Source organism: Pseudomonas sp. CCI1.1, from assembly GCF_034348165.1.
In the GTDB taxonomy this organism is placed as follows: domain Bacteria; phylum Pseudomonadota; class Gammaproteobacteria; order Pseudomonadales; family Pseudomonadaceae; genus Aquipseudomonas; species Aquipseudomonas paracarnis.
Window position 1 is genome coordinate 1,520,694 of record NZ_CP133780.1, and the last position, 24,683, is coordinate 1,545,376.

Sequence of the window (24,683 nt, forward strand, 5' to 3'; positions counted from 1 at the left end):
GCTCATTCCCGCACATAACCTGAAGTTGCTGCCGGTTGCTTGTCAACGAAGCGCTGGGTGGGTAGATCAGACATTCGGTCATTCCTGTGATTGGGAATGACAGAACATCACCCTCCAGACGCTGCTCGGTGGTGAATATATACGGTGCAGGGTCGTTAGCACCGCAATTGATAGGCTCGCGGTAATCACCTACCGCACCCGCAATGACCAAATGCGATTTCCTGTGCCGGACCGATTCCCGGTCCGCTGGGCCGGCAGCTCAGAACAACCGGTTTTACACAGGAAACGGATTTCGTCATGCCCGAACCCATTACCCCCGCGTCAACCCTGGCCTTTCGCCAATTACCCGCCCAGGCCGTACATGCGCGTTTCACCACCCGCCCAGCCTTGTATTCAGTGCTGTTGAACGCCCTGCGCGAGCGTATTCTGGAACGCTACCCGTCGTTGAAGCTGGACTGGCAGACGGTCAAACTGGCAAGCCCTCAGCCATCCGGCGGTTACGCCTATCCTGCATTGATGGAAGTGGCTATCGCCCATGTGCTGAACCCGCGGACGCTTGACCTGCACTCCGTGCGCGAGCGTCCCTACTTCCTCACCCAGACGCCACCCGAAGTGATCAAGCCCGAGGGCCTGCCGGGTCTCGACATGCAAGTCATCGCACAGATCATCGACGAGCTGCCAGCCTCGCTTTATCTGTACATGCAGCATGAACTGGCCGACTACTGGAGCCAGGTTGACGAGCATGGCAACAGTCGCTGGCAGTGGCTCAGCGAGTTCCTCAACGGTCGGATGACCGCCGCGGCGGCGGGTCCTTCAACCCTGACCGACACGCAGCGTGACATGTTGGCGGTGGTCGCCGCCTGGCCGGCACAACGTGAGCGCCTGCCCCGCTCCTCACCGGCCACCTATGTGTATTTCATAGAAACCACGCTCGCCGACGCCGGCGAAACCGTGCGCGTACTCACCCCAGATCTGCTGCTGGTACGTGAAAAACAGCTGCTGCTGTACAGCGTGGCCGGCAAGATCGACACGTTCGACTCACTGGCGGCGTTCAGCCAGGCCTGGGGCGCGAAGATGCAGGAGCAGTTCCGATTCGACAGCCTGACCTGGCGGCGCAACGAGCCGGTCGCCAATGTGTTTGAGCAACAGGCGGGGCTGATCCTCAATACACACCTGGAAGACCTGGAGACCCTGTCTTTCCAGGGTCAAGACGAAAAAACCCTTGAGCAGCACCTGGAGAAGATCACCGATCCGGCACGCTATTTCACCGACGTCCCGATCGCCGCCGCCGAACGGCTCGATGCCGTGAGCCAGCGACTGCCGGCATGGCTCGCACAAGCCAGCAGCGCTGATCGATTTGCCTACCATCGCCATCTGCAGGACATGGCGCAGGTGCTGCAAAAAAACCAGGGCCGCGCGTTCAACGAAGGCATTGAAAACATCCACACGTTCAGCCGGGCCGCGCTACGCAAGCAGATGCAGGCTGATCACGGCGACGTCGACCCCGATGCCGTGCTGTTGGATTTCACTGTGGCCGCCGGTTATCCAGGGGGAGCCGGAATTGTCGAGCATGTGCGCATGTCGCTGACGGACCTGGCTCTGAAGAACCTCGCTGGCAAGCCCTCTGGCACGCTGAAGCTATCCTCCAGCACGACAACACCGTTGCCAGGCTGGTTGAACGAAGATTACTTGTTGGGCAGCAGCGGCCTGATCCAGCGCGTTGATATTGGCACTACCTACCCTGACGCTCTCAAAGAGCTGTTGTTATCCGACACCGCCGATGCCCAGCGCAGGGAGTCGCTGTTTACTCGTGAACTCAAGGTTCATCTGCCGATGCAGGCACTGGAATACAAGATCCGCCAGCAACACGGCATGACCGTCACCGGTTATCGGTACGTCAAGGCGCTGATGGCGCAAATGCCCGCCGACAGAGTGGTTGATGGCCAGGAAATCGTCTTGCGCCCGCTGGCTCTGTGCCGCAAAGCCGGGGCTTCGCCGGATCAGGCAAACAACATGTTCATCATCGAGCCACGCGATATCAGTGCGGGTCCACATTTGCTGTATCGACCGTTGTATGCCGACGCCCTGCATCAATACCCCAGCCGCCAGGCGCTGTTGGAGGCCATTGCCCAGCCAGGCGAGTTGCAAAACAGCGTGCTGGACTGGTTATCGGAGAAAGCCCGCCCCATCTATGCCCACGGCGGTATCAAGGAACCGCACATCATTCGTTTCCTGCCCGGCGATGAATACAGCCTGGCCGAGAAACCCGCCCCGGCGACCCTGGCGGTTGATGAGGGTGCCGGTGAATGGCTGCAATCGCAGGTCAACGGCCAACTGCTTAATCATCTGTTCGGCAGTACAGCGCGGGCGCTGGTCGATTTGGCGGACCGTGAATCAGTCTCCAACACCGAAAGCCGCTGGGCCGTCTTGATGGAAGGTGCGTGGTTGCTGTTCAACACCTTGTTGCTGCCGCTGGTACGCGGCCCAGCCATGTTGGCGGGCTGGTTCCTGGTGCTGGTCGCCAGCCTGGAGCAGGATCTGGCGGGGTTGGACAGCACGGACCCGATTACGCGTGAATCGGCATTGATCGATCTGCTACTCAATACCGCCATGGTGTTGCTGCATGGCGCATCCGCGTCTGGCAGGCCGTTACTGGAAGCTGATACAGAGGCCCGTGGTTTGCGACTGGCAGTCTGGCGCCGTGCCCCGGGCACGCCGGAAGCGGAACAAATGCCAGCGATACGCGAGGGCGTGGTGTCGCTGCCCGGTGAGCCGCCGGCGACGGGTGATACGGTGCTGGACTTCAGCCGGTCCCTGGCCAGCCCTCAAGCCAGTGAACGGCTCAGAGCGATGCTCGATATTCAGGTGCCCTGGCCCTCGTCACTGCCGGCCCCGCAAGCGAGCGGTGCACTCAAGGGCCTCTACCGCATCGACGGCGTCTGGCACGCCAGCCTTGGCGGGCTGCTGTTCCAGGTCAGCGTGACACCGGGGTTCGGCGAGGTCTACCTGGTGCACCCCAAACATCCTCAACATCCAGGCTTCAGGCTGATAAGCGACGGCCAAGGACATTGGCGCCTTGACCGCCACGCGAGGCTCAACGGCGGCATGCCCCGTGACCGATTGAGTACCTGGCAAAAGGAACGTGCCGAACGCCTGCGGACTCTGAATTCAGAGCTCACTGCGCTCAACGCCACGATGTTTTCCTTGATGGGTGCCTCTTTTACCTCTGAAAGAGCCCTGACGATCGCCCGTACCAATCTGGTCGAACAGAGTAAGAACCTGCGCAAGGATTGGTTGCTGCTGGCCAGTTCCAAGAGCATTCCGAAACTGCACGCCGAAGTGGTCAAGCGTCATGAGCAACGCCGCATTGCAACCGCACAGGCCAGGATCCAGTGGGATATTGCCCTGGACAACCAGCGCCGACACGGGCTACCCGTTGTCGAACTGATGAAAAAAATCCAGGCCAAGGCCAACGAGCTGATGAGCCTGGATAGGACTGACCCGGCCCACGAGCGCGCGCGGGACAGGGCCATCAAAACCCTTTACAGCTTCTGGGGCGGGCTTTATGAGTCTCTCTCCCAACGAATGTCAGACACCCTTGAGACCGAGCGCGGCGAAAGTTATGACGAGCTGAATGCGCGCACTAAGCAGGAGTTGCCCAATGACATCACCGACGCCTACGACGACTACATCAACCTGCAGAAACGCCAGGTCCAGGCGCTCGAACACATGATCGAGCCCGCAGAAAAAATCGAGACGCTGCTCAAGGAAGCTACCCCGGCAACACGTCAGTTTTTACTGCAAGACAGACCCACCGATCAAAACATCCACTCAGTGATCATCAAGCAACATGCGCTGCTGGTGTTTATCGACTTGGTATTAAACCGTGCGCACGGCTCAAGGGAGCTGGCGGAGTATCCTTTCGTCAGTGAACTGACCGACCCACGCACGGCAACCAGCCTGTCGGCGCATACGGAAATGATGACGACCAGCGGCTACTCGACCCTAGAGCAGATCGATGTACTCAAGAGTGTCCTGGAGCGCTATGAGCAATTGGAAAACGCCGTCAACTCATTGACTGAAATGGGTTCAGGGTTTATTCGCGAAGAATACCGCGAGCCCTTCCTGCAACATCTGGCCCAAGCCCGCAGCAGCCTTGAAACCCAACTGGCCCATTCGATTCTGGTCGAGGAGGGTTTTGCCCCTGTCACGCCCCCCGACAGCGCCACGCGACTCAAAGCCTCGAGTCGCAGAGTCATCACCACCCGCGACAGGAGGACCCTGGTAGGAGACTTGCGTGTCGGCCAGCCGGATGCGCCAGGCAATTTCGTCGATATCAAAGACCCGCTGACCGGCAAGACGCTCGCCACCTACCTTGAACACGCCAGTGAGGGGTTCTGGAATGTCGTAGAGCCAGCCCACGCCGCACCGCCTGCTGAGGTGGCGCTTAAGCGCCCACTGAGGGCAATAGAGGCACAGGCACAAACGGTCAAAGACGAGCGCGCGGGAATTGATCGCAGTATTCATTTTCAACAACGCAAACTCAACGACCCCAGCCGACTGGAAAGCCTGGCCCCCCATGAATGGGATGTCATGCTGACGCAACATGCGCAAAAATTCACAACCCTGGCTGAAGAACTCAAGCGCGACCATGCCACAGACGCCCGTGCCACCGAGCTGATCGACCGTTACCAGGAAGAGGCCGCCGCCGCCACCCGGCAAGCACGCGAGGCATGCAGCCTCGGTTACAAGTTGCAGCGCCCCAGGGCAGCCCATGTGGCCTATTTATGGCGACACGGTTTTGTCGACATCAACCTGGTCCGCAGCCGTGTCCCGTTAAAAGCGGGGGACTACCTGACCGAGTATGCGATACGCGATAAAAGCAAAATCAGGGAAGGCAAACAAGGTGAGGACGCCGTGCTGTGGTACGCCCACTTCCACTACGCGACGGCCGACAAGCCGCCTGCCAGCCCTGACTTCGGGCATCTGAAAACCAAAGCTGAACGGCTGTATACCCGCAAGGACCTGATCGAGCGGGCACGTGCCGACAACCGGGCCGTGGTCAACCTGGAGAAAGCCGAGATCAAGCCGCCGCTGGACCAACAGCTATTCCTGGGTCTGGAGGTGCTCAGCCCAAGATAAGCCGTAACCGATTGTCTATGCTCTGTACGATGACCCCGTTGACGAGGGCTGTATGGACGACCCAATCGATAACAAGCCGCCGACCTTCTGGCAGATGCTGCACAGCGTGATGGCGGCGGCTTTTGGTGTGCAAAGCGGCAAGAACCGCGCCCGCGATTTTACCCACGGCAAGCCTAGCCATTTCGTGATCCTGGGTATTGTGTTCACGGCGGTGTTTGCCTTGACCCTGTTTGGCATCGTCAAGCTGGTGCTGCACCTGGCCGGGGTTTAACGCAGCAACAGTTGCAGGCTGAATGGGTAACGGTAGGATGCGGGCTTGCCCACCGCTGACAATGCGCGAAAATCCACCGATGGCAGGGGGCCCGATAGCCGGCGTGCCTGGGCGGAGTCGATCAACTGGAACAACGCTTGCTGGCGGTTGCGACCGCCACGGGCGCCGATATCGACACCCTTGGCCTCATCATGGATCAACACCATTGCCCAGCCGCCCAGGGTGAAGTGCCCCGCCACCAGCGTACTCAGGCGCCCGTCCAGGCGTGCTGCAAGGATCTGCGGCGAACTGTTGACCGCACTGAACAACACATCCTTGCCCGGTACCCGACCGCTGTCTTGCAGGGCCTGCATGGCGCCCAATGCCATCTCATCATTGGCCGACCACACCAGGGCCGATTGTGGATAGCGCTTGAGCATCTGCGTGGCTTGTTCGTAGGCGCGCTGGCGGTTCCATTCACCGTAGACCAACTGGCGCAGGCGCACTTGCGGATGTTCGGCCAGGGCGCGGCGCAGGCCCTGTTCACGCAACTGCGCCGCCGGTGTGGTCTTGGCACCGGAAAATGCCAGCAGGTCCAGCGTTGCGCCAGAAGCGATCGGCCCGTGTTGGCGCAACAAGTCGGTCAACATCAGGTAGCCGGCCTGCTCGTCGTCCGCGACCATGCTGCCGATCAACCGGGTGTCGTGGTAGGCGTCCAAGAGCTGCGTCTGGTCGGGCGTCAGGGCGTTGTTGACGATCAGTAATTTCACCCCGCTGCCCTGGGCCATGCGCATGATTTGCGGGGCAACGTATTGCTCATTCACCAGCACCAGGTAATCAGGTCGTTCAGTGCCCAGCAATGCCTCTCGCGCATGGGCCAGGGTGACTTGGTTGTCACGCTCGGAATAGCGCACACGCAAATCCAGGCCGAGGTCCTTGGCGCCGGCCTGCATGAATTGCGCATAACTGACCCAGAAGGTTTCCGAAGACCGGCCAGGGTTGAGAAACACCACCGACGCAGCCTGGGCGATTGCCCCGTACGCCGACCCCAGCAACCACACACACGCCATCAGAACCTTCAACATGGTTGTCTGAACCTTGAACATAGAGCGCCATGATAGTGGCAATTAGATATTCAATCGAGGTTCAATCAACCCGCTGCTTTACTGGTGGCTAACCCAGAACACGGCGGTTCCCACCACCAGGATGATCAAAAATAAAATGGCCCAGGCATCCACGGTACTGTCGGGTTTACGGGCTTTGGTGGAATTGCTCATCGCATCGCCTCTTGTCGGTTTTATAGGTGACTGCACTAAGACTCGATCACAGTAAAGACCAGAGTTTTCCCTATGACAAATGTGGGTATGGCGATAACGGTTCTCATTAGTCAGTTTGGTTATTTACATATACCCAAACATCACTTTTGCGCATATACGCAAACTGGTATCGTGCGCCGGCTCCGTTGGGAGTGCGCGGCCGTGCGCGCAGATTTGCCGAGAACAGGACCTATATGTACGTATACGACGAATACGATCAGCGCATCATCGAGGACCGCGTCAAGCAGTTCCGTGATCAGACCCGACGCTACTTAGCAGGTGAACTGAGCGAAGAAGAGTTCCGCCCTCTGCGCCTGCAAAATGGCCTTTATGTGCAGCGCTTTGCGCCGATGCTGAGGGTGGCCGTGCCCTATGGCCAACTGACGTCGCGCCAGACGCGAATGATGGCCAAGATCGCCCGCGACTTCGACAAAGGCTACGCCCACATCAGCACCCGCCAGAACGTGCAGTTCAACTGGCCGGCCCTGGAAGATGTGCCGGACATCCTGGCTGAACTGGCTACCGTGCAGATGCACGCCATTCAGACCAGCGGTAACTGCCTGCGCAACGTGACCACCGACCAATTTGCCGGCGTCGCTGCCGACGAGTTGATCGACCCGCGGCCGTGGTGTGAAATTGTGCGTCAGTGGACCACCTTCCACCCCGAATTCGCCTACCTGCCGCGCAAGTTCAAGATCGCCATCAATGGCTCGACCTCGGACCGTGCCGCCATCGAAGTGCACGACATCGGCCTGGAGCCGGTGTACAACGCCGCCGGCGAGCTGGGTTTTCGCGTATTGGTCGGCGGTGGCCTGGGCCGTACCCCGGTGGTCGGCGCCTTTATCAACGAGTTCCTGCCGTGGCAGGACCTGCTGAGCTACCTCGACGCCATCCTGCGGGTTTACAACCGCTATGGCCGTCGCGACAACAAGTACAAGGCCCGGATCAAGATCCTGGTCAAGGCGTTGACCCCTGAGGTGTTTGCCCAGAAAGTCGATGCCGAAATGGAACACCTGCGCGGCGGCCAGACCACCCTGACCGAAGCCGAAGTGCACCGCGTCGCCAAGCACTTCGTCGACCCGGAGTACCAGGCCCTGAGCAATCAGGACGCCGAGCTGGCCGCACTCGACCAGCAACACCCAGGTTTCGCCCGCTGGCGCACGCGCAATACCCTGGCGCACAAGAAGCCCGGCTACGTGGCAGTGACCCTGTCGCTCAAGCCCACCGGTGTTGCCCCTGGCGATATCACCGACAAGCAGCTGGATGCCGTCGCCGACCTGGCCGAGCGCTACAGCTTTGGCCAACTGCGCACCTCCCACGAGCAGAACATCATTCTTGCGGACGTTGAACAAAGCCAATTGTTCACCCTGTGGGGCGAACTGCGCGAAGGCGGCTTTGCTACGCCGAACATCGGCCTGCTGACCGATATCATCTGCTGCCCGGGCGGCGACTTCTGCTCCCTGGCCAACGCCAAGTCGATCCCGATTGCCGAGTCGATCCAACGCCGTTTCGACGACCTGGATTACCTGTTCGACATCGGCGAGCTAGACCTGAACATCTCCGGTTGCATGAACGCCTGTGGTCACCACCACGTCGGCCACATCGGCATCCTGGGCGTGGACAAGAAAGGCGAAGAATTCTACCAAGTGTCCCTGGGTGGCAGCGCCAGCCGCGATGCGAGCCTGGGCAAGATCCTCGGCCCATCCTTCGCCCAGGAAGCCATGCCAGAGGTGATCGGCAAGCTGATCGACGTGTATATCGAACAGCGTACCGAAGATGAGCGCTTCATCGACACCTACCAGCGCATCGGCATCGACCTGTTCAAGGAGCGTGTCTATGCAGCGAATCATTAAGAACAACGCAGTCGTCGACGAAACCTGGCACCTGCTGCCCAAGGACGCGAGCTTCGACGGCATCTCCAACTGCGACGACCTGATCGTGCCGCTGGCACTGTGGCGCGAGCACGGCCATGCCCTCAAGGCCCGCGATGGCGGCCTGGGCGTGTGGCTGGACGCCGATGAAGAAGCCGAAGAAATCGGTGATGACGTGCAGCATTTTCAGGTCATCGCCCTTAACTTCCCGGCCTTCACCGACGGGCGCAACTACTCCAATGCCCGCCTGCTGCGTGACCGTTATGGCTACAAGGGTGAACTGCGGGCCATTGGCGACGTGCTGCGTGACCAACTGTTCTACCTGCACCGCTGCGGGTTCGATGCCTTCGCCTTGCGCGCGGACAAAGACCCGTACGAAGCGCTGGAAAGCCTCAAGGATTTCTCGGTGACCTATCAAGCGGCCACCGATGAACCTTTGCCGCTGTTCCGCCGCCGCTGACACTCTGCAGGAGCGAGGGGAACGCCTCGCTCCTACCGTTCCATCGCCCGTCAATCCTGTGTGATCGACTCCCGCTTGACATTAAAGTTCACTTTAAGCTTAGCCTGAGACCTCCCCTGCTCAGGAGTTAACCCATGTCACCGTTCGAATCGCTGCAACTGCCTAACGGCCAAGTCATCGCCAATCGCATCGCCAAGGCCGCGATGGAAGAGAACATGGCGGACCTGCATCAGGCACCGTCCAAAGCCTTGAAGCAGCTGTACAAGACCTGGGCCGACGGCGAACCCGGCCTGCTGCTGACCGGTAATGTGATGATCGACCGCCGCGCCATGACCGGCCCTGGCGGTGTCGCTCTGGAAAACGAGCAACACCTGGCCAGTTTTCGTGAATGGGCCGACGTAGCCCGGGCCAAAGGTGTGCACTTCTGGGTACAGCTCAGCCATCCGGGCCGCCAGACCATGGCCAACCTCGGTCAACAAGCGTTGGCCCCCTCGGCTATTGCGCTGGATGTGGGCAGTTTTTCCAAGATGTTCGCCAAACCCAAGGCCATGACCGAAGACGACATCCAGGACGTCATCAAGCGCTTCGCCACCAGCGCCCGCCTGGCCGAGCAAGCCGGGTTCACCGGCGTACAGATCCACGGCGCCCATGGTTATTTGTTGAGCCAATTTCTCTCGCCCTTGAGCAACCATCGCACCGACCGCTGGGGCGGCCCCTTGGAAAACCGCGCACGCCTGTTGCTGGAGGTCGTCCGTGCCGTACGTGCCAGCGTCAGCCCTTCATTTTGTGTGTCGGTAAAGCTCAATTCCGCAGACTTCCAGCGCGGCGGCTTCGATGAGACCGATGCGCGCGCAGTAGTGGAGATGCTCAATACACTGCCGATCGATTTGCTTGAGTTGTCCGGCGGCAGCTATGAAGCGCCGGCCATGCAAGGTGAGGCGCGGGACGGCCGCACCTTGGCCCGTGAAGCCTACTTTTTGGATTTCGCCACACAAATGGCGAGCATCGCCACCATGCCACTGATGGTGACCGGAGGTATTCGCCGCTTGCCGGTGGTTCAGCAAGTATTGGACAGCGGCATCGCCATGGCCGGCATCGCCACCGCCCTGACCCTGGAGCCGCAACTGATCAAACAGTGGCGTGAAGGTCGCGACCTCAACCCACAACTGCGGCCCATGGAATGGAAGCGCAAACCCCTGGCCGCCCTCGCCACCCTCGCCGTGGTGCGCGACCAGATGCGCCGTCTGAGCCGCGGCCGCCTGCCCAACCCCAACGTTGCGCCCTGGCTGGCATTGGCCTGTGACCAGTGGTTTATCGCGCGGCGTACGCGGCAATACCGCGCAAGCATGACGCAATCTTCACATTAAAGGCGGAGCATTCGCCGTGATTGAACTGTCCCCTACTGATCAGCAGTTTTTCAACCTCACTGACGATTGGAGTTCCTCATGGCGAAAATCAACCTGGCCCAGCAGTTGGCGACCACCCTGGAACAAGCGGGTATCAAGCGTATCTGGGGGCTCACCGGCGACAGCCTCAATGGCCTGACCGACGCCCTGCGCAGCATGGACAGCATCGAGTGGATGCATGTGCGCCACGAGGAGGTCGCCGCCTTCGCTGCCGGTGCCGAAGCGGCGGCCACCGGCGAGTTGACGGTGTGCGCCGGCAGTTGCGGGCCGGGCAACCTGCATTTGATCAATGGTTTGTTCGATTGCCATCGCAACCATGTGCCGGTGCTAGCGATTGCCGCGCAGATTCCGTCATCGGAGGTTGGCCTGAATTACTTTCAGGAAACCCATCCCCAGGAACTGTTCAAGGAGTGCAGCCATTTTATCGAGCTGGTGAGCAACCCCGAGCAGATGCCTCAGGTGCTGCACCGTGCCATGCGTTCGGCGATCCTCAACCGAGGCGTGGCGGTGGTGGTGATTCCGGGAGATGTATCGCTGCTGGAGGTGGAAGATAAGCTCAAGCCGTGGCCGGCCTTGCACGCACCGCGCACCCTGCCGGTTGAGCAGGACTTGCAGCGCCTCACCGACATGCTCCAGAGCAGCGAGAAAGTCACTCTGCTGTGTGGCAGCGGCTGTGCCGGTGCCCACGATCAAGTGGTGGCGCTGGCCGACGCCCTCGGCGCGCCGGTGGTGCACGCACTGAGGGGCAAGGAGCATGTGGAGTGGGATAACCCGTTCGACGTCGGCATGACCGGCCTGATCGGTTTTAGCTCCGGCTACCACGCCATGCTCGATTGCGACACCTTGGTCATGCTCGGCACCGACTTCCCTTATCGCCAGTTCTACCCGACCGACGCCAGGATCATCCAGGTGGACCGCAACCCCCAAGCCCTGGGGCGTCGTGCGACCCTGGATTTGGGCATCGCCGCCGACGTCAGTGAAACCATCGACGCGCTGTTGCCGCGCCTGACCCGCAAGACCGATCGCAGCTTCCTCGATACCTCCCTGAAGCACTACGAAAAGGCCCGCCAAGGCCTGGATGACCTGGCGCAACCGTCCAAGGCCGGCCGGCCAATCCATCCCCAGTATGTGGCGCGCTTGCTCAGCGAACTGGCCGATGATGATGCGATCTTTACCGCCGATGTCGGCTCACCCACCGTGTGGGCAGCGCGTTATCTGAAGATGAACGGCAAGCGCCGGCTGATCGGCTCGTTCAACCATGGCTCGATGGCCAACGCCATGCCTCAGGCTATCGGCGCCCAGGCGGCGTTCCCTGGACGGCAGGTGATCTCGATGTCCGGGGACGGTGGTTTCACCATGTTGATGGGGGATTTCATTTCCCTGGCGCAACTGCAATTGCCGGTCAAACTCGTGGTGTTCAACAATTCGTCCCTGGGCTTCGTCGCCATGGAGATGAAGGCTGCGGGTTACCTGGACACCGGCACCGAGCTGAAAAACCCGGACTTCGCGGCCATGTCCAATGCCATGGGCATTTTGGGCATACGTGTGGAGCAATCCGAAGACCTGGAGCCGGCACTGCGCCGTGCCCTGGCCCACGATGGCCCGGTGTTGGTGGATGTGGTGACCGCGACTCAGGAACTGGTGATGCCGCCGAGCATCAAGCTGGAACAGGCCAAGGGGTTCAGCCTGTACATGCTCAAGGCGGTGATGAGCGGGCGTGGCGATGAGGTTATCGAACTGGCACGCACCAACTGGTTGCGATAACCCCATTGTGGGAGCGGGCTTGCTCGCGAAGGCGGTGTATCAGCCGATGATGTCTCTGCTGAACCACCGCCTTCGCGAGCAAGCCCGCTCCCACATTTGAGCGCATTGCCAAATCAATCCTTCTGTTTTTCTACCCACTTACCGTAGGCATCGATGAATGCCTGCAGGAACGGCTTGGTCTTTTCCGACACCTTCCCCGCCTCATCGAACACATTGCCCGCCCCGCCCAGGTAGGCTTCCGGCTGTTGCATGCACCACACATCCAGGAACACCAGGGACTGGCGCAAATGGTGGTTGGCGCCAAAACCGCCAATGGCACCCGGCGACACGCTGATGATCGCCCCGGGCTTGCCACTCCAGGCGCTCTGCCCGTATGGGCGCGAGCCCACGTCAATGGCATTTTTCAAGGCCGCCGGCACGGAGCGGTTGTATTCGGGGGTGACGAACAGCACCGCGTCGGATGAACCCACTTGTTTGCGGAAAGTACTGTAGGCTGCGGGCGGTGTTGCACCGTCGATGTCCTCGTTGTAGAGCGGCAAGTCGCCGATTTCAACAATGTTCAACTTGAGATTGGCAGGGGCCAGTTCGGCCAGGGCCAGGGCGACCTTGCGGTTGATCGACTCTTTTCTCAAGCTGCCCACCAGGACGGCAATCGTGTAGACCTTGCTCATTGAGGTTTCCCGACTTCTGAATAAAGGAGCTTGTAGTTATAGAGGCTTCGCGGCGCGTTCACCAGAGGGTTGTGCGGATTCCCTCGACGTTTTCCTTGCAAGCACTCGCGTAGGAAGCGTCTGAAAATATCAGCGAATAGTATTTTTTTCTTATAGGTAAACTACCCCGCTCCCTGACGGTCTACAGAACCGCAAATCGAGTGTTTATCTCCAGAGGTTCTAAACAGATGGCTGCAGTACTTGTTGGACAGTTTCATGCCAGAGACGCGGAAGGCCGCGTTTATTCGGTGCATGAGTTTCAGGAATCCAACCCGGCGCAAGGCGACCTGGCCGGATCGACGCCCACCACGACCTACAAGCTGGCCATTGGCGACCGTGTAGAAAAGCTGGAAGGTGATGAATTCAAACTGATCCAGTCGGGCACCATTCTCGTGCGCGAGTCCGAAACCACTCTGGCATCGTAAGCGCTTGCCTTGTTCACCTGCTCAGTCCTGGGGGCTGGGCTGGGGAAGCTCATGGGCGGCGGATCTGCGTCATCTCTATGCCCTGTTCGTCTTGCTTGAGCGTCACCAGCACCTGGCCGTGCTCCCCTTGCACGGTAAACATCGAGCGCTTGTAACCTGCTGCGTTGTACGCGGGGTAAGCCTCCACCTCCCTGATCAGGCTGATCCCCACGACTGCGCCCACCTGCTCGCCCACCTGTTGCTGGGAGCGAATAAAGGCTTCCAGTGCGAGATTGTCCGGCGTCGGTTCATCCTGATGATTGAAGAAGTAAGCCGCCAGGCCTCCCACGGTCACCAGGACCACGAGTTGCTTGGCCGTTACCCCGAAGAAAGTCGAGGGTAGAGGCATATGAGACCAGACCTGTTTTTTATTTTAAGTACCGGCAAACCGGCAGGGGTCGTTGCTGATCAGACCCGCCATTCTAATGGGGTCCTGGCTGAGCGCCATAGGCCGGGACGACCCCGGCAGTCTTTTTTGCGCACGAAGGCCTGCGCCATTGAATCCCCTGCGCACTGCACATAGACTCCGGCCATGCGTTTACGTCATATCGAAGTGATTCAGGCCATCTTGCAGACCGGCCACCTCGGCACCGCCGCCGAGTGGTTGCAACTCCCCGTGGGCGATGTAGACGCCACCCTCAAGGATGCCGAGCAGCAACTGGGCTTCATGCTGTTCGCCAGCGTGCGCGGGCGCTTGCAGGCCACGCGGGAAACCCTGGAGTTGCAGGCACAAATCACAACTCTGTATGAAGCCCTGGAGCCGTTGCAACGCCTTGCTAGCCGCTTGAAACACCATCATGCTCCGCCCCTGCGCGCCCTCTGCACACCGCCGTTGGCCAACCAACTGTTGCCGCAGAGCATTGCCGCGCTGCGTCGACGCTTCCAGGACATGCCGTGCAACCTGTCGAGCCGGCCAGTTGGCCAGATCATCAACAGCCTGCTGTTGCATGAAGCCGATGTGGGCCTGAGCCTGCATGACCCAGAACACCCCCATATCCAGAGCACGGTGCTGGCCCAAGGCAAATTGCAGTTGCTGGCCCCCCATGGCTGGCTCAAGCCCAAGCAAAAGTACATTGCGCTGCAGGAGTTGGCCGGCCAATCGTTGATCGGCCTTGAAGGCCATGATCCGCTCAGCCGTTTGCTGGACGCCAAGCTGCATGCCCTGCGGCCAGTGCCCGTGGTGCAGACGCGCGTACAAACCTACCCGATGATGCGCGGCCTGGTGGAAGCCGGGGAAGGCCTGGCGATTGTCGACCCGTTCACCGCCTTGGGTGCACGCGAGTCCGGGCTTGATGCGTGCCCGGTGTCACCACCGATAGTGGTCAGCCTGTATGCGCTGACCTTGAAAGACGCTGCGGCCTCCCCTGCATTGAATGCGCTGCTGGAGATCGTCATCCAGAAAGCCGAAAGCCTGCTTGGTAACGACACCAAGCCCCTGTAGGAGGTCAGACCGCCTCCACTTGCGCCTTGAACAACCGATACCAGAAAATCGCCACCTCGCGGGTTTGCGGGTCAATCCCGCGATAACGCAGTTGATCGATGCCGCCCATTACATAGCCACAACGCTCATACAGGCGACAGGCGCCGAGGTTGTTGTTCTGGGTCTCAAGCATCATGCCCGGAAGGTTCTTCTTGCGAGCCCAGAACTGCGCCACGTCCAACAACGACTTGGCCACGCCATGTCGACGCGCCGGTAACGCCACAGCCAACTCGTCAACATGGGCGAAACCGTTCCAGTTGGTGCTGACCACGATATGCCCCACTGCGCGGTCATCCAGGTACGCCATGAAGATCGAGCTGTCGGCGGCATCACGAAAACTGGCGAATTCTTCCGGGTCGATGCCATAGCACTTGCGGTACGGCAGCACTTTTTCCACCGGCCATTGGTCGACGCGCTGGCCCATTTGCGGCACCCCATAGGCGCTGACTTCAAAGCTGAAATCGTTGCCCCACACATAGGCGTCAAAACCTTCGTCGGCGACTCGCACACTGAGCCCTGGATACTTCGGGTTCATCACAGCTTGCATAAACTTCCTTAACCCTTGATGCAATCGACGGTGTAACGACGGCCACTGCCGTCATCTTCGTGTTGCAGCCCATGCACATCCGCGACAAAACCGGGGAAACTGCTATCGAACGTGCGGGCAAATGCCAGGTAATCGATGATTGAACGGGTTGACTCGGTGAAGCGTTCGCCGGGCATGATCAGAGGTATGCCCGGCGGGTAAGGCACCAGCATCACGGCGGCGATGCGTCCGGCCAAGGCATCGATGCAGACCGCCTCCACCTCGCCCCTGACCAGTTGGTCGTAGGCATCGGCGGGTTTCATCGCGATTTGCGGCAATACCGTATACATACGTTTGAGGTGCCTGGCCGTGGCATTACTACGGTAACAGCTGTGCAACTGGTCGCAAAGGTCGCGCAGCCCCAGGCCTTGATAACGCGCCGGGCCTTGGGCATACACCGACGGCAAGCAACTGGCCAGGCTGACATTGGCATCGTAGCTACGCTTGAACTCCAGCAACTCAGTGAGCAAGGTGCTCCATTTGCCTTTGGTAATGCCCATGGAAAACAGCACGAGGAACGAATACAGCCCAGTCTTCTCCACTACCAGACCGCGCTCCCAGAGGAACTTGCTGACCACTGCGGCGGGAATCCCGCAATCGCTCAAGGCCCCTCCGGCGTTGAGGCCAGGCATCACCAGCGTGACTTTGATCGGGTCCAGCAATACGTAGTCTTCGACCACGTCGCCAAAGCCATGCCATTCATCCCCAGGGTGCAACAACCAATCCGCCGTGGCGACCCGGTCGATGCCCGCGACCGAGGGTGGCTGCCAGATAGAGAACCACCAGTCTTGGGCCGCTATATGCTGGCGCAAGTTGGCCAGGGCACGGCGAAAACTCAAGGCCTCGTCGAACATTTCCTGAAGCAGCGAGCGTCCGGCCGGGCCCTCCATCATTGCCGAGGCCACATCCAGCGACGCGATGATGCTGTATTGCGGCGAGGTGGAGATATGCATCATGAAGGCTTCATTGAAGCGGTCACGGTCCAGTTGCCGTGCGCCGCCGTCCTGCACGTGGATCATCGACGCCTGGCTGAATGCGGCCAGCAATTTATGCGTACTGTGGGTGGTGAACACCAAGGGGCTGTCCGGCGTGCGCGAGGTGCCCATGCCATAGCGCCCGGCGAAGAACTCGTGAAAGGCAGCATAGGCATACCAGGCCTCATCAAAGTGCAGCACCTCGACACTGTTGCCCAGTTGCTGCTTGATCAGTTCGGCGTTGTAACACAGGCCGTCATAGGTGGAGTTGGTCACCACCGCCAATTTCACTTTCGGTGGTCGCCCACGGGTCAAGGGGCTGGCGTCGATCTTGGCGCGGATCGACTCAGGGCTGAATTCGCTCAGGGGGATCGGGCCGATGATCCCCAGCTCGTTGCGCTCCGGGCACAGGTACAGCGGGATCGCGCCGGTCATGATGATCGAATGCAACACCGACTTGTGGCAATTGCGGTCCACCAGCACCAGGTCATCGCGCCCCACCATGGAATGCCAGACGATCTTGTTGGCGGTGGACGTGCCGTTGATCACAAAGAACGTATGGTCGGCGCCAAAGTTGCGCGCGGCGCGGGCCTCGGCTTCGGCCAAAGGCCCGGTGTGATCGAGCAGCGAGCCCAGTTCGGGCACCGACACCGACAAGTCAGAGCGCAGGGTGTTTTCCCCAAAGAACTGATGAAAGGCCTGCCCCACCGGGCTTTTGCGATAGGCCACGCCACCGCCATGACCGGGGGTGTGCCAGGAATAATTGGAGTCGGCGGTGTGTTGCACCAGCGCCTTGAAGAACGGCGGCAACAGGCCATCCAGGTACGTGCGTGCGGCGCGGGCGACTTGGCGCGCCAGAAACGGCACGGTGTCTTCGAACAGATATAGGATGCCGCGCAGCTGGTTGAGCTCGCTCATGGCATCGGCGGGTGCGTTTTCTAGCGTGACTTGCTCGCCCAGCGCAAAGATCGGCAGGTTGGGTGCGCGCAGGCGCGCCAGGCGAATCAACTCCACCATGTTCTGCAACAGATGGGTGTTTTCCCCAGCGCCTTCGGCGGCGATCAGCATGCAGGCCAGGCCGTGATGGGTAGCGGCCACTAGCCGCCCCTCGGCGTAGTCCACCGCAGAAAAAATACTGAAGCCCTCCTGTTCCAACTCCCTGGCGATGCCTCGAACCCGGTCACCGGCAACGGTGTCGGCCTTGATGTCACGGTGCACGATCAGAACGGGGAACTTCAGGTCCTTGTACATGAGCACTCTTACTCCGGAGGCTTTGCACAAAGGGTAGAAGCTGGAAGCAGATGTGGCGAATGAAGATTTCACAGGTGGTCGAGAGGTATCTACATAAGTCGCGAGAGAGCTTGCTCCCGTGACGGCCCGCCTGCCGGGCCATACCTGCCTGACACCCCGCGATCAAACTGTGGGAGCTGGCTTGCCTGCGAATGCGGCCTGCCAGCCGACACTTATCTACCTGAGGCTCCGCAATCCAAATGTGGGTGGGCTGGGCCGGCATTCCGGCTTTTCCAAAGTGACCCGCTGTCAGAGCCAGCCCTTTCAAGGTCTTTTCGTCTTGGCAGCCTTGATTATCCGGTCCGTTGAAACATGCGCATTCACCGCGGTGCCTTTAACCCATGTTTTGGGCTTGGGTACCTTGGGGCCACGGGGGCTTTTCGCAACTTGTTTAGGTTGGATATTTCTGGCAAGCGCCAATAAGTGCTGAGCCAGTTTTTCCAACGGAATGACAGGAAAATGTTCCGAGGGCAGCGCAATCTGCATTCCCTCATATCCACTCCTGACCTGAACCGCTAAATGGTAAATCGAGGCTTCCCATCCTTCAGGCTGGGTATCCCGATGAGCTTGTTCAACACTGCGTTTGAGAACAGCCAGGACGTTGTAAGCCAATACCGCCGTTGCAAACCCCAGTAAGGCAGCCTTTGGGCTGCCAAGGGTTTCGATCTCACTTTCCAGGATCGCTTCCAGTCGCTGGAACATACCTTCAATGCTCCAGCGGCGGCGATACAGTTCGGCGATCTGTTGCGCACTGACGCTCTCAGGCAGGTTGCTCCAGAACATCAAGCTGCTGTCGCCGGAGTCCGTTGGCGAATGAAGCGTCAGTTCGACACGCCGACATTGGTAACCGCCTTTGACCTGGATGATCTGCTCACGCACAGTGCCAGTTTCCACAGGTACTGGCTCTTGCCACTCACCCTCTTGAATCAAGCGTGGATGCTTGGCTTGCTGACGAATGACAAAGCAAGTTTGGACTTGCTCACAAGCCTCCATAACCGGGAGCGTGCAATAAAGCCGGTCAGCCAGCCACACTTGGCCTGGCTCGGCATTGGCCAATAAAGGCAGCACACAAACGCGCTCGCTTGCGTAGGCATCCTCACACGCCTGAAGGTCGACGACCTGATCCAGATCGGGATCGTATGCAACAACCGAAAAACCGGGACGAGCGGCGCCGCGCTCGTTGCGTAAAGCTCCCAGACGTTTTTCAGTGGATGCCAGGTGATTACCGTCCACTACCCGAACCTGCCAACCCGGCAGCATCGCCGTGCAGCCCAGCTCCCGGATGGTTGGAGCCAGGCGCTGTGCACAGCCCGTAATCAGGGCGCGCAACAGAGCAGGCTCGGTACGACTGATCTTGTCGTAGAGAGCCGCCAGGCTGACCGGAAGGTCCTCCAGTTGTCGCGCGGCGGCGTGCAGAGATGGCTTCAAGCCCAATGAAACAAGGGACATTAGCTTGATGATGGTCGAGAACAATAGCTCACGAGAATACTGCCGTTGCCGGTGTTCTTCGAAAACCTGATCAATCCACTCGGGGGCAATAGCCTGCTGCAGCGCCAGTTTGGCCATGACACTGGCAGGTGCTTTTTTCTCGAAACGCGCTAGAACTTCCGCCCACATCGTTTAGGTACCCCCTGAATGAATTTCAGGGGATTTTACAGAAGACCTTGAAAGGGCTGGCTGTCAGAGCGGAACGCTAAGTGGCCGTCACCGCAGGAATGGAGATGTACCCAATCCAACCGTGTTGACTGTCAGGCCGCATTCGCGAGCAAGCCCGCTCCCACAATTTGATCGCGGGGCGTCAGGTCGATAGGCGTTGGCTGGCAGGCCGCTATCGCAGGCAAGCCAGCTCCCCCAGTTTGATCGCGCAGCGTCAGGTAGATAGGCGTTGGCTGGCAGGCCGTCACGGGAGCAAGCTCCCTCGCCACAGATGCAACTGTGTAAGTACCCATGGCTGAAAGCCTGCTCCTACATGAGCGGTTATTGCTGAGTGAGTTGAGTCCACAACGCCGGCGCACCGGCTGCCTTGGCGATCGCTTCCAAGCGTGCCGCATGCTCGGCCAGGTCCTGCTCGCTGGCACGGATGATCGGCGTCGGTTTGCGATCAGCTGGCAAGCGGCGGATTTCCGAAGGGCGGTTGCCCGAGCCTTCCGCCGAACCGCTGCCATCGGACGCATTACCGGCCAGGGACAGGCTGGTCTGCCCGCCGGTCATGGTCAGGTAAACGTCGGCCAGGATCTCGGAGTCGAGCAAGGCGCCGTGGAGTTCACGGCCGGAGTTGTCGACGCCATAGCGCTTGCACAAGGCATCGAGGCTGTTGCGTTGGCCCGGGTGACGCTCGCGGGCCATCATCAAGGTATCGAGGATCGTACAGTGCTGGGAGATGTCCGCACGGTCGGTCTGCCCCATCAGGGCAAATTCGTTATTGATGAAGCCGATGTCGAACGCCGCGTTATGGATGATCAACTGGGCGCCATTAATGAATTCGAAGAACTCATCGGCCACTTCGGCGAAGCGCGGCTTGCCCTTGAGGAATTCGTCGGTGATGCCGTGGACGCCAATCGCGCCCTCATCACTGTCGCGGTCCGGTTGCAGGTAGACGTGGAAGTGGCGGCCGGTCAGGCGGCGCCCCATCAGTTCGACACAGCCGATTTCGATGATCCGGTGACCATCGGTCACCGGCATGCCGGTGGTTTCGGTATCGAGTACAACAGATCGGATGGCCATCAGGGTTCAGCTCTCAACGGTTCGGTACAGTTCAAGGGGCGGGATATTAGCACGCTCTGTAAACGAAGCGCCCATGGCACCCAGCCACCGGTGGACACCCAACAGTTATTTACAAGATTTCGCAAACTTGCTGCGGATTGCTACGCCCCTCATCGCTAACCTGCGCGCCTCCTCCAGATACGGAATTCCCTGACTCATGTTCAACCTGAAATGGCTGTTCATCCCCTGCCTGCTCAGCGCTGCCGGTGCGCAAGCCACCAGTTTCGTGATGACCACTGACGCCTTGGTGAGCCTGTCGATGAGTGCCACGGGCGGCACCAGCAGCAGCTTCAAGGACGACAAGATTGTGCTGGCGGCCAAGGCCGATGCCGCATCGTTTGTCGCAAGCGAAGGTGCAATACGCGGTGCTCAACTAGAGTCAGCCTTGCGGCATATTCGCCAGACGAGAGTGGATCTGCGATACACGGACGAACAACTCGCCCGTGCGATCCTGGCTCTGTAAGCGACAACAATCACGGGATGTTTGTGATCAGGCCAACGTCTGCCTGCCTGAAGCTCAATGCCGTGCTGGTAGATTCGCCACACGCGATGGCGGCGGTGAAGCAGCGGCTCGAGCGGCCGCTGCGGTGTCGCTGACTCAGCTCTGCTTGTAGCCGCGCACTTCATCCACGCCACGGTTGGCCAACTGGTCGGCGCGCTCGTTGCCAGGGTGCCCAATGTGCCCGCGTACCCATTTCCAGGTGATGTCGTGACGGTTGCACTGTTCATCGAGCAATTGCCACAGGTCGGCGTTCTTGACCGGTTCCTTGGCCGCTGTCTTCCAGCCGCGTTTTTTCCAGTTGACCATCCACTCGTTGATGCCCTTCATCACATACTGCGAGTCGGTCACCAGGAGTACGTTGCAGCGCCGCTTGAGTTCTTCGAGGCCGCGAATCGCGCCCATCAGTTCCATACGGTTATTGGTGGTATTGGCTTCGCCGCCCCACAGTTCCTTCTCCACGCCCTTGCACACCAGCAAGGCGCCCCAGCCGCCCGGGCCGGGGTTGCCCTTGCAGGCGCCATCGGTGAAGAGTTCTACGCTATCGGTCATCGGTTATTCGGCCTGAAATCAAAAAGAGGTTTTACGGTTCGCGTTGTTCGCGGTTGACCTTGGCCAACGGCATCGGCACGAGCTTGCCGATCGGCTCGCGGCGCACTTGTTGCACCGGTCGCAGCCCGACCACGATCTTGCGTGCAACCAGCAAATAGAAGCCACCACCCGACAGCTGCCAGGCCCCTGCGCGGCGTTCCCAACCGGCCAGGCGGCCCTGCCACTTGGCCGTCGCAAGCGGCGGACGATAGCACCCGAAGCGGCGTTTCTCCAGCGCGAAGCCCAGCAGGTTGAGCCAGTCGCCCACCCGTGATGGCGCGATGCAACGCGCCTGACGCAGTCCGTCATGGGCGAACACACGGCGCAGGCCCCAACTGCTCCAGGGGTTGATGCCGACAATCAGCAAATGGCCACCAGGGCGCACGCTGCTCGCCGCTTCGCGCAACAAACCGTGGGGCGACAGGCAGAAATCCAGGCCGTGCTGCAACACCACTACATCGGCGGCGTGTTCGCTCAAGGGCCAGGCCTGTTCCTCGCAGACGATCTCCACGCCCGGCAACGGTGCACCCAGGCGCACATTGCGTTGCACCTGCGGTGCCGAGGGCGGCGTGTCGGCCGACGGCCCGTAATGCACCAGGTAGCCCCCAAAGAACCGGCCCAGCTCGTCTTCGAGCATGCGCCGCTCTTCTTCCAGCAAAAACTGCCCAATCGGCCCGGACAACCATTCGCGGGCGGCGCTGATCAGGGCCAGCCACTCAGGATCGGCCTGGGCGAACGCTTTATCAGTCATTGCATTCTCCAACTCGCCTAGACGTTCTAAGATGCACCAATGTGTTCAGCTTGGCGAATCGAAGAATGATACAGATCAGTGCCCTACCCGCCTTCACCGACAACTACATCTGGTTGTTACAAGACCCCACGACCCGGCGCTGCGCCGTGGTCGACCCCGGCGATGCCGCGCCAGTACTGGCATGGCTCAAGCAGAATGCCGAGTGGCGCCTCAGCGACATTCTGGTCACCCATCATCACCATGATCATGTGGGCGGTGTGGAGCAACTGAAAACTGTCACCGGCGCCACGGTCTACGGCCCGGCCAACGAAAAGATCCCGGCGCGGGATGTCGCCTTGCAGGATAACGACCGTATCAGCGTGCTGGGCTGGGACTTCGACGTGTACGCCGTGCCTGGCCACACCCTCGGCCACATCGCCTTTTACCACCAGGGCGTATTGCTGTGTGGCGATACCTTGTTCGCCGCGGGTTGCGGTCGCCTGTTCGAAGGCACACCCGAACAGATGTACAACTCTCTGGAACGCCTGGCCGCCCTGCCCGCCGATACGCAGGTGTACTGCACCCACGAATACACGCAAAGTAACTTGAAATTTGCCCAGGCCGTGGAACCGCACAACGCCGACATCGCCGAACGGGTGGAAAATGTCGCCCAACTTCGCGCCCGTGGCCAGATGACGCTGCCCTCCAACCTGGCCCTGGAAAAACGTACTAACCCTTTTCTGCGCACCGCTGAAACATCCGTTAAACAAAAAGCGGACGAACGGAACGGCCGCGACAACCGCTCTGGGGCCGAGGTGTTTGCTAGCTTGAGGGCTTGGAAAGATAAGTTCTAACCAGATGCAATCTGATACGTAATTTCTGAATGGTTGACCGGAACCAAAGCGCTTTCTAGAATCGCCCGACATTTTTGCCCGGAACTTACTTCCAGCCAATGTCGTCATCTATTCGTAAATCCATTTCTTCAGACGCATTGACCCGCCTGGCTCAAGCCGTGGCGGTGGCCGTTTCCGCGACTCTGGCGGGCTGCCAATCGACCAATTACGCTGCACAATCCACCGTGCAACCCAAACCGAATCTTGCTGCCAAGATCAAGCAAAAACCTATTTGGCTATCAGAGAAGCCCAGCCCCGAAATACCCCAGGACGTCTGGGAACGCATGCGTCGGGGCTTTCAATTGCAGGACGGTGTCGGCGTCAACCCGCGCATCGAGCAGCAGCGCCTGTGGTTCGCCAGTAACCCCTCCTTTCTGGAGAATGCCGGCGAACGCGGCAGCCTCTACATTCATTACATCGTCGAACGCCTTGAAGAACGCAACATGCCCCTGGAACTGGCGCTGCTGCCAGTGATTGAAAGTGCCTACAACCCAATGGCCTATTCGCGCAGCGATGCGGTGGGCTTGTGGCAATTCATTCCCTCCACCGGGCGCTACTTCAACCTGCGCCAGACCCGCGCCTACGATGGCCGCCGCGACATCACGGCCTCCACCACCGCCGCCCTGGACTATCTGACGCGTCTGCATGACATGTTCAACGGCGACTGGCTGCTGGCCCTGGCGGCCTATAACGCCGGCGAAGGCACGGTCAGCCGGGCAATCGAGCGCAACGAAAAGCTCGGCCTGCCCACTGACTACTGGAACCTGCCCCTGCCTCAGGAAACCAAGGACTATGTGCCCAAATTCCTGGCCTTGTCCCAGGTGGTACTGGCGCCCGAGGCCTATGGCGTCAACCTGAACCCGATTGCCAACACACCGTACTTCGAAGTAGTTGAAGTCAAGCAAAGCATGGACCTGTCACGGGTTGCCGCGCTGGCCGAGATCGACGAAGACGAACTGTTCCAGCTCAACCCGGCCTTGAAACAACGCACCACTCTGGATGGCCCCCAGCATCTGCTGGTACCAACCTCCAAGGCCCAACTGCTGACCAGCACCCTTTCGACGATGAAGCCGGAAGAATTGCTGAGCATGCGCCCCAAGAAGCCGGTGTTCGACGAAGTCGAGACCAAGGCGGTTGCCGGGCGTACCCGCAGCTACAAGGTACGCAGTGGCGATAACCTCACGCTGATCGCCAAGGCCAACAAGGTTGACGTGCATGACCTGCAGCGCTGGAACAAGCTCAACGGCCAGGCGCTCAAGGTCGGCCAGACCCTGGTGATGCAGGACACGCGTAAAGTCGCGGCGAAAAAACCGGTGCAGTACAAGGTCAAGAAAGGTGACTCGCTGTACATGGTGGCCAAGCGCTTCAACGTTGAGATGCAACACCTCAAGCGTTGGAACCCGCGCACCGGCCAGGCATTGAAGCCAGGGCAGATGCTGGTGGTTTCCGGGCCGCGCTAATACCTCGGGGAGAGCTGGCTTGTGTGGGAGCTGG

General features: G+C 59.9%; 20 protein-coding genes. 11 read left to right on the forward strand and 9 right to left on the reverse strand.

Annotated features, from left to right (window positions below; all coding sequences use genetic code 11):
* The first annotated feature begins 297 nt into the window (after positions 1-297).
* Together RHM69_RS06560 and RHM69_RS06565 are read left to right on the forward strand one after the other, a co-directional pair.
* A complete protein-coding gene (locus tag RHM69_RS06560; protein ID WP_200600421.1) occupies positions 298-5,142 on the forward strand; it encodes a dermonecrotic toxin domain-containing protein in 4,845 nt (1,614 codons plus the stop codon).
* A 52-nt stretch (positions 5,143-5,194) separates the two neighbouring features.
* Positions 5,195-5,413, forward strand: a complete 219-nt coding sequence (locus RHM69_RS06565; RefSeq protein WP_014718269.1) for a DUF2970 domain-containing protein — start codon at positions 5,195-5,197, stop codon at positions 5,411-5,413.
* Here RHM69_RS06565 and RHM69_RS06570 read toward each other — a convergent pair.
* Positions 5,410-6,477: an ABC transporter substrate-binding protein gene (locus RHM69_RS06570; RefSeq protein WP_014718268.1), complete on the reverse strand. Its 1,068-nt coding sequence runs from the start codon at positions 6,475-6,477 to the stop codon at positions 5,410-5,412. The two genes, RHM69_RS06565 and RHM69_RS06570, sit on opposite strands and share 4 nt — an antisense overlap.
* A 425-nt stretch (positions 6,478-6,902) precedes the next feature.
* On the opposite strand from RHM69_RS06570, the gene RHM69_RS06575 reads away from it, so the two are divergent.
* From RHM69_RS06575 to poxB, 4 genes are all read left to right on the forward strand, one after another.
* Positions 6,903-8,561, forward strand: a complete 1,659-nt coding sequence (locus RHM69_RS06575; protein ID WP_032903543.1) for a nitrite/sulfite reductase — start codon at positions 6,903-6,905, stop codon at positions 8,559-8,561.
* Entirely contained in the window at positions 8,545-9,039 is a 495-nt protein-coding gene (locus tag RHM69_RS06580) for a DUF934 domain-containing protein (protein ID WP_003190711.1), read from the forward strand. Before RHM69_RS06575 ends, RHM69_RS06580 begins: the two co-directional genes overlap by 17 nt.
* Positions 9,040-9,173: 134 nt before the next feature.
* Entirely contained in the window at positions 9,174-10,406 is a 1,233-nt protein-coding gene (locus tag RHM69_RS06585) for an NADH:flavin oxidoreductase/NADH oxidase family protein (RefSeq protein ID WP_058410574.1), read from the forward strand.
* 78 nt (positions 10,407-10,484) lie between these two features.
* Positions 10,485-12,209, forward strand: coding sequence for a ubiquinone-dependent pyruvate dehydrogenase (poxB, locus tag RHM69_RS06590; protein ID WP_122301057.1), 1,725 nt, complete (start codon positions 10,485-10,487; stop codon positions 12,207-12,209).
* A gap of 113 nt (positions 12,210-12,322) precedes the next feature.
* Here poxB and RHM69_RS06595 read toward each other — a convergent pair whose 3' ends face one another.
* A complete protein-coding gene (locus RHM69_RS06595; RefSeq protein ID WP_191948535.1) occupies positions 12,323-12,880 on the reverse strand; it encodes an NADPH-dependent FMN reductase in 558 nt (185 codons plus the stop codon).
* 227 nt (positions 12,881-13,107) lie between these two features.
* On the opposite strand from RHM69_RS06595, the gene RHM69_RS06600 reads away from it, so the two are divergent.
* A complete protein-coding gene (locus tag RHM69_RS06600) occupies positions 13,108-13,344 on the forward strand; it encodes a hypothetical protein (RefSeq protein ID WP_032874044.1) in 237 nt (78 codons plus the stop codon).
* Between the two features lie 49 nt (positions 13,345-13,393).
* On the opposite strand, the gene RHM69_RS06605 is transcribed toward RHM69_RS06600, so the two are convergent.
* Positions 13,394-13,732, reverse strand: a complete 339-nt coding sequence (locus RHM69_RS06605) for a hypothetical protein (protein WP_020301563.1) — start codon at positions 13,730-13,732, stop codon at positions 13,394-13,396.
* A 183-nt stretch (positions 13,733-13,915) separates the two neighbouring features.
* Between RHM69_RS06605 and RHM69_RS06610 the strand changes: the two genes are divergently transcribed.
* Complete coding sequence (locus tag RHM69_RS06610; protein ID WP_014718261.1) at positions 13,916-14,824, forward strand: LysR substrate-binding domain-containing protein; 909 nt, start codon at positions 13,916-13,918, stop codon at positions 14,822-14,824.
* A gap of 4 nt (positions 14,825-14,828) precedes the next feature.
* On the opposite strand, the gene RHM69_RS06615 is transcribed toward RHM69_RS06610, so the two are convergent.
* The 4 genes from RHM69_RS06615 to dnaQ all read right to left on the reverse strand — a co-directional run bounded on the left by RHM69_RS06615 (position 14,829) and on the right by dnaQ (position 20,431).
* Positions 14,829-15,398 carry a GNAT family N-acetyltransferase gene (locus RHM69_RS06615; RefSeq protein ID WP_032903567.1) on the reverse strand — a complete coding sequence of 190 codons (570 nt, stop codon included), beginning with the start codon at positions 15,396-15,398 and terminating at the stop codon, positions 14,829-14,831.
* 20 nt (positions 15,399-15,418) lie between these two features.
* Positions 15,419-17,674 (reverse strand): Orn/Lys/Arg decarboxylase N-terminal domain-containing protein, encoded by a 2,256-nt coding sequence (locus tag RHM69_RS06620; protein ID WP_073843189.1) that lies wholly within the window; start codon positions 17,672-17,674, stop codon positions 15,419-15,421.
* A gap of 303 nt (positions 17,675-17,977) precedes the next feature.
* Positions 17,978-19,279 carry an IS4 family transposase gene (locus RHM69_RS06625; protein ID WP_074059269.1) on the reverse strand — a complete coding sequence of 434 codons (1,302 nt, stop codon included), beginning with the start codon at positions 19,277-19,279 and terminating at the stop codon, positions 17,978-17,980.
* A gap of 411 nt (positions 19,280-19,690) precedes the next feature.
* Positions 19,691-20,431 carry a DNA polymerase III subunit epsilon gene (gene dnaQ, locus RHM69_RS06630; protein WP_164692278.1) on the reverse strand — a complete coding sequence of 247 codons (741 nt, stop codon included), beginning with the start codon at positions 20,429-20,431 and terminating at the stop codon, positions 19,691-19,693.
* Between the two features lie 202 nt (positions 20,432-20,633).
* On the opposite strand from dnaQ, the gene RHM69_RS06635 reads away from it, so the two are divergent.
* On the forward strand, positions 20,634-20,939 hold the full coding sequence (locus RHM69_RS06635; RefSeq protein ID WP_003190695.1) for a DUF2388 domain-containing protein: 306 nt from the start codon (positions 20,634-20,636) through the stop codon (positions 20,937-20,939).
* Between the two features lie 135 nt (positions 20,940-21,074).
* On the opposite strand, the gene rnhA is transcribed toward RHM69_RS06635, so the two are convergent.
* Complete coding sequence (rnhA, locus tag RHM69_RS06640) at positions 21,075-21,527, reverse strand: ribonuclease HI (protein WP_003173571.1); 453 nt, start codon at positions 21,525-21,527, stop codon at positions 21,075-21,077.
* A 31-nt stretch (positions 21,528-21,558) separates the two neighbouring features.
* A complete protein-coding gene (locus RHM69_RS06645) occupies positions 21,559-22,317 on the reverse strand; it encodes a class I SAM-dependent methyltransferase (protein ID WP_003190694.1) in 759 nt (252 codons plus the stop codon).
* Between the two features lie 65 nt (positions 22,318-22,382).
* On the opposite strand from RHM69_RS06645, the gene gloB reads away from it, so the two are divergent.
* Together gloB and RHM69_RS06655 are read left to right on the forward strand one after the other, a co-directional pair.
* On the forward strand, positions 22,383-23,150 hold the full coding sequence (gloB, locus tag RHM69_RS06650; RefSeq protein WP_020301566.1) for a hydroxyacylglutathione hydrolase: 768 nt from the start codon (positions 22,383-22,385) through the stop codon (positions 23,148-23,150).
* A 98-nt stretch (positions 23,151-23,248) separates the two neighbouring features.
* Positions 23,249-24,649 carry a transglycosylase SLT domain-containing protein gene (locus RHM69_RS06655; protein WP_014718256.1) on the forward strand — a complete coding sequence of 467 codons (1,401 nt, stop codon included), beginning with the start codon at positions 23,249-23,251 and terminating at the stop codon, positions 24,647-24,649.
* Positions 24,650-24,683 lie beyond the last annotated feature (34 nt).